The sequence below is a fragment of the Pseudoalteromonas phenolica genome (assembly GCF_005876835.1).
Classification (GTDB): Bacteria; Pseudomonadota; Gammaproteobacteria; order Enterobacterales; family Alteromonadaceae; genus Pseudoalteromonas; species Pseudoalteromonas phenolica_B.
The window spans coordinates 1-463 of the sequence record NZ_PPSW01000090.1; the positions used below are offsets into that span (position 1 = coordinate 1).

Here is a 463-nt window from a genome sequence, read left to right on the forward strand (position 1 = left end):
TCAACGCCCCACTAAGGGGCTAATAAATAGTTGGCTATAATAGCGAGCGCAGCGAGACTAGCCAACTGTTTTTAGTCCCGCTTAAGTGACTTGTTAGGTAACTTTACCGCACCTCTATAATTTTACCTATTGCAATAATTTTCGTTCCCTCTCGAATTGCAAATTGAGCACCAATCTTAAAATTAGGTACAGAGAGCTCTTTGATTGTGCCACTAAGTAACACTTTGCATTTTGAACTATTGCCAGGGTGTAACTCCCCATGTTCTAAAATATAACATGCCAACCAATCTGAACAAGATTCACCATTTATATGCCAGAAAAATTGACCTCTATAGCCATCGAAAATAGGAGTGTTTCGCCCACACATTTCCGGATTGAGCATTTCTACAATAGCTAATAGATCATAACTCTCAAGTTGGGCAAAGCTTTCCATTAAGTTACCTAACGAGCCTGTAGAATTACT

The 463-nt window shown here is 39.3% G+C and carries 1 pseudogene; it reads right to left on the minus strand.

What is annotated here, in order from left to right:
- Window positions 1-103: 103 nt before the first annotated feature.
- Window positions 104-463 (minus strand): annotated as a pseudogene (locus C1E24_RS20840) (hypothetical protein); the annotation flags it as partial.